The sequence below is a fragment of the Micromonospora sp. ANENR4 genome (assembly GCF_015354395.1).
GTDB classification, from domain to species: domain Bacteria; phylum Actinomycetota; class Actinomycetes; order Mycobacteriales; family Micromonosporaceae; genus Micromonospora; species Micromonospora aurantiaca.
This window is the reverse complement of the sequence record NZ_JADKYQ010000044.1, coordinates 1-1,098: the sequence shown is the minus strand read 5'-3', so window position 1 is coordinate 1,098 and position 1,098 is coordinate 1. Positions and strand designations below refer to the sequence as shown.

The following is a 1,098-nucleotide window of genomic DNA, read 5'->3' as shown; positions in this document are numbered from 1 at the left end:
ACAACCGACGGATCTCCGCCCAGTCCTCCACGCTCAGCACCTCCCGATGCTTCCGGAAGGGGTCAAAATTCAGCCGGAACCACGGGGTCAGTTTTCAGGCGGAGCCGACACCGGCCCACGGACGTCGGCCCGACGCCGTGGGATTCAGACCAGTGCGAGATGAGAGAGCACATGAACGATCTGACACGGGGCTAGACGACGGTCGCCTGTCGATGGCCGTGCGTAGCCTCGAGGAGAACCACAGCACCCCGGCTGAGCGATCGACCCCGTCCCGAAGGGTGTGAGGGCATCGGGCAGGCTGACAGCCGTCCGCAGTGCCTCGACGCGGTCGGGGTCACCAACTGGTCCTCGAACAGGAAGGGCGAGTCGCCGAGTGACTCACCATCCGCCGGGGATGCGGCGAGCGTGCTGGCGCTCTTCGCCGCGTCGGTGCGGCGGCATCCCGACCGCCCGGCCGTCAGCGAGGAGAACAGGACGTTGACCTATCGCGAACTCGACGCCGCCGCGAGCCATCTCGCGCGGGCGCTGCGCGCCCGGGGAGTCCGAGGTGAGCAACGGGTCGCGGTGAACCTGCCGCGCGGCGTCGACGTCATCGTCGCCATCCTCGGCATTCTGCGGGCCGGCGGCGCCTACGTCCCGGTGGACACGTTGTACCCGGACCACCGGCGGGATTTGATGATCTCGGTCAGCGGCACCCGGTACACCATCACCTCCGCGTCGCTGACCGGGGCGAGGGTCCCGACAACACCCGCGCCGACCGTTGCCGAGCTGACCGAGGCTACGGTGTCGACCTCCGAGGTGCTGCCCGCGGTCGAGGCCGGGCGGCCGTCTCCACCACCGCCCGGCCGGGACGGTGGCACCGGGCGATCTCGCCGAGCGCCCGGCACCTTCGGCGGTGGTGGGCGTAACCGACGACCCTGGGGGAGGCCTCGCGACGGCGCCGTGCGCTTCCGACGAGCAGGAAGGTCGGGCCGCCGACCTAGGTGGGGTCCCCTGGGAAAGGACAGCATCGCCGCACAGATCATCGCCGCCTGGTGAGGCGGCAGCGGTAGCAGGCTGCCGCTGAGGGCTGGAAGGATCCACCACGAGACCCATCAC

Annotated in this window: 1 protein-coding gene; it reads left to right on the top strand. The window is 70.1% G+C overall.

All coding sequences use genetic code 11. The annotated features are described in order from the left end of the window. Positions 1-405: 405 nt before the first annotated feature. Entirely contained in the window at positions 406-1,038 is a 633-nt protein-coding gene (locus IRY44_RS30425; RefSeq protein WP_194803568.1) for an AMP-binding protein, read from the top strand. Positions 1,039-1,098 lie beyond the last annotated feature (60 nt).